This is a genomic window from Streptomyces sp. NPDC054840 (assembly GCF_053611065.1).
This window is the reverse complement of sequence record NZ_JBSGZP010000685.1, coordinates 1-3,877: the sequence shown is the minus strand read 5'-3', so window position 1 is coordinate 3,877 and position 3,877 is coordinate 1. Positions and strand designations below refer to the sequence as shown.

Sequence of the window (3,877 nt, the reverse complement as noted above, 5' to 3'; positions counted from 1 at the left end):
CTCCTGGACGATCGCGTCGTGGCCCGAGGCCTTCTCCGCGGCCTCCGTCGCCGTGGCGACGGAGACGGTCGTCTTCGGGGTGGTGAAGACGGCACCGCCCTTGAACTCGATGCCCATGTTCAGGCCCTGGACGGCCAGGGCGACGATCGCCGTGATGGTGATCAGGATGGAAACGCCGTACCAGAGAAAGCGCTTGCCGACGAAGTCGTAGCCGACCTCACCGCGGTACAGCCTGGCGCCGAGATCTCCCAGCTTCGACATCTCTCACGCCTCCTTTGCGTCGACGGGGGCGGGGGCGGAACCGGTACGGCGGGACCGGCGCAGCGGAGGCTTGGCGCCCAGCCGCTTCGGGTCCAGCCCGGACCACGGGTGACCGCTGGCGAAGAAGTTCGTACGCGCCACCAGGGTCATGACGGGCTTGGTGAAGAGGAACACCACGACCACGTCGAGCAGGGTGGTAAGACCCAGTGTGAAGGCGAAGCCCTGCACCTTGCCCACCGTGACGATGAACAGCACCGCCGCGGCGAGGAACGACACGAAGTCGGAGACCAGGATCGTGCGACGGGCGCGCGGCCAGGCGCGCTCGACGGCCGGACGCAGGGTGCGGCCCTCGCGGATCTCGTCCCGGATGCGCTCGAAGTACACGATGAACGAGTCCGCCGTGATGCCGATCGCCACGATCGCGCCGCAGACGGCGGGCAGGTTCAGCGCGAAGCCGATGCCCTTCCCGAGCAGCGACATGATCGTGTAGGTCAGGATCGCGGAGACCAGGAGGCTGACGATGGCGATGAACGCCAGGCCCCGGTAGTACATGAGCAGGTAGATCACCACGAGGGCGAGGCCGATGGCGCCGGCGATCAGGCCGGCCTTCAGCTGCTCACTGCCGAGCGCGGCGGTGACGGTGGTGACGCTGTCCTCGGTGAAGGAAAGCGGCAGGGCGCCGTACGAGAGCATGTTGCCCAGGTCCTGCGCCGACTGCTGGGTGAAACCGCCCGAGATCTCGGCGTTGCCACCGGTCAGCGCCTGGCTCACCGACGGGTCGGAGATGACCCGGCCGTCGAGCACGATCGCGAACTGGTTCTGCGGCATCTGCTTGGTGGCCAGCTCACCGGTGATCTTGGCGAACTTGTCGGCGCCCTTGTCGGTGAACTGCATGGTGACGATCCACTGGCCGCGCTGGGGGTCGATGACTCCCTTGGCTTCCTTCACGTCCTGGCCGTTGACCTGGGCCGGGCCGAGGACCCACTTGCCCCAGGCGTCCCCGCGCTGGCCACAGGCGAGCATCGGCTCCTCGGGCTTGGCACCCTTGCCGGCGGCGGCGCGCTGCGCCTCGTCGTTGCAGTCCAGCGCCGCGAACTTGGCCTGGAGGGCAGCGGCGGCGGCCTCGTCACCGGTCGGCGGCGTGGAGGCGGAGGGCGACGGAGCCTTGGTGTCGTCTGCCTTCTTCGACTCGCTCGCCGAGGGCGAGGGAGTGGGGGCGGCCGGGGCCTTGAGGGCCTCACTGAGCGCGCGTCCCTGGGAAGTGGCGCTGGACGACGGAGTGGCGGAGGGGCTCGTCTTGCCGTCTCCGGCCTTGGGAGCTTCGGAGCCGCTCGCGGAGGGGCTCGGGCTCGGGGTGCCCTCGGGAGCGGCCGGGGAGCCGTCCGCGAAGGCGATGACCGGGCGGAAGTACAGCTGGGCGGTGGTACCGACCTGCTCGCGCGCCTGCTGCTCGTTCGTCCCCTTGGGGATGTTCACGATGATGTGGTCGCGGCCCTGGGTCTGGACCTCCGCCTCGGACACGCCGAGACCGTTGACGCGGCGGTCGATGATGCCGACCGCCGTGTTCATGTTGGTCTCGTTGATGGCGCTCTCTTTGCCGGGCTCGCTCTTGGCCTTGAGCGTGATGCTCGTGCCGCCGGCGAGGTCGATGCCCAGCCTGGGAGTCGTCTGCTTGGAGATGAACATCCCCGCGGTGAGCGCCACCATCGCGATCAGGATGATCGCCAGGGCGCGCCCCGGCCTCCCCTGAGCCCCCGTGGGCCGCCGGCCCTTCTTCGGTGCTGCCACCTTGTCGTTTCTCCCTGTCCAACCGTCCCGCGCCGGGTCAGCGCGGGGACGGCCACGAAATGTGTGGTGGGGACCCCTGCCCCCCGCAGAAGTGTCACAGACGGGGACCGTGCCGGTCGCCGGTCGGGCGCCTCCACGGTCCCCCGCCGAGCGTTACTTCGCGCCGGCCTCGCCGTCGGACTTTCCGTCCTCGGGCGCGTCGTCGCCCTTGGGCGCGTCCTCGTCCTTCTTGCCCAGGTCGAGCTTGGGAGCCTCGTCCTCGTCCTTGGTGAGGTCCGCCTTGGGAGCCTCGGTCAGCGAAGAGGCGTCGTCCGGGACGACCGGCGTGTCGGTCGCCTCGTCGTGGCTGATGCCGTGGACGATGCGGTTGTACTCCGCGTCTTCGAGAACGGCACCGATGGAGTTCTTCGCGAAGATCGCGTGGACGCCGGGGGCCAGCTCGAGAGTGACCGTGTCGTCACCGATCTCCTTCACCGTGGCGTACATGCCGCCGATGGTGCGGACCCCGGTGCCGGGCGTCATGTGGTCGCGCATCTGCGCGGCTGCCTGCTGCTTCTTCTTCGCGGAACGGGTCATCAGGAACATCGCCCCGATGAGCACGATGAACGGGAGGAGTGTCACGAGATTCACGGGACGGAGATCCTTCGCACGACCGCACGCGGACGGCGGCCTTTTCTACGGGGGTGGGCACACCGACCCGAAGGGTCGGCATCGGCGGAGTCTAGGCGAGTCCGCACCGATGGAACAACGCCCAGCATGGCACCGCAGTTCCTGGGGGGTCGAACCTCCGCGCCGTCAGGCCCCGAACAAGCCCTGTTGTCCGCTTGATCCACTCCCGCCGTGCTGCGGCGGGACGAGTCCCAGGTGGGCCCATGCGGCGGGGGTCGCCACCCGTCCCCGGGGGGTGCGCGCGAGCAGCCCCTCGCGGACCAGGAACGGCTCCGCGACCTCTTCCACGGTCTCCCGCTCCTCACCGACGGCCACGGCGAGGGTGGACAGGCCCACGGGTCCGCCGCCGAACAGCTTGAGCAGCGCTTCGAGAACGGCGCGATCCAGCCGGTCGAGGCCGCGCCCGTCCACCTCGTACACCTGGAGGGCGGTACCGGCGACCTCTCGGTTGATCACACCGTCCGCCCGGACCTGGGCGTAGTCGCGGACGCGGCGCAGCAGGCGGTTGGCGATGCGCGGGGTGCCGCGGGAGCGTCCGGCGATCTCGGCGGCACCGGCGGTGTCGATCTCCACGTCGAGGAGGCGGGCGGAACGGTGGATGACGCGTTCCAGTTCCTCGGGGGCGTAGAACTCCATGTGCCCGGTGAAGCCGAAGCGGTCCCGCAGGGGCGGGGGCAGCAGTCCGGCCCGGGTGGTGGCGCCGACCAGGGTGAAGGGCGGCAGCTCCAGCGGGATCGCGGTGGCCCCGGGTCCCTTGCCGACGATCACGTCGACGCGGAAGTCCTCCATGGCCATGTAGAGCATCTCCTCGGCGGGCCGGGACATGCGGTGGATCTCGTCGAGGAAGAGAACCTCGCCCTCCTGGAGGGAGGAGAGGATCGCGGCGAGGTCGCCGGCGTGCTGGATGGCGGGGCCGGAGGTGATGCGGATGGGTGCGTCCATCTCGGCCGCGATGATCATGGACAGGGTGGTCTTGCCGAGACCGGGCGCGCCGGAGAGCAGGACGTGGTCGGCGGTGGCTCCGCGCTGGCGGGCCGCCTTGAGGACGAGGTCCAGCTGCTGGCGGACCTTCTCCTGGCCGACGAACTCGCCGAGGTCCTTGGGACGCAGCGCCGCCTCGACGGCCGTGTCCTCGCCGTCTGCGGCGGCCGCCACGATC

3 protein-coding genes and 1 pseudogene are annotated in these 3,877 nt (G+C 69.9%); all 4 read right to left on the bottom strand.

The features are described from left to right. Positions 1–261, bottom strand: a pseudogene (locus tag ACWGIU_RS32200) (protein translocase subunit SecF); the annotation flags it as partial. Positions 262–264: 3 nt separating this feature from the next. Then, positions 265–2,049 carry a protein translocase subunit SecD gene (gene secD / locus ACWGIU_RS32195; RefSeq protein ID WP_453711643.1) on the bottom strand — a complete coding sequence of 595 codons (1,785 nt, stop codon included), beginning with the start codon at positions 2,047–2,049 and terminating at the stop codon, positions 265–267. A gap of 153 nt (positions 2,050–2,202) precedes the next feature. Continuing rightward, entirely contained in the window at positions 2,203–2,679 is a 477-nt protein-coding gene (gene yajC, locus ACWGIU_RS32190) for a preprotein translocase subunit YajC (RefSeq protein ID WP_453711642.1), read from the bottom strand. Positions 2,680–2,844: 165 nt separating this feature from the next. Next, positions 2,845–3,876, bottom strand: coding sequence for a Holliday junction branch migration DNA helicase RuvB (ruvB, locus tag ACWGIU_RS32185; RefSeq protein WP_453711641.1), 1,032 nt, complete (start codon positions 3,874–3,876; stop codon positions 2,845–2,847). Position 3,877 lies beyond the last annotated feature (1 nt).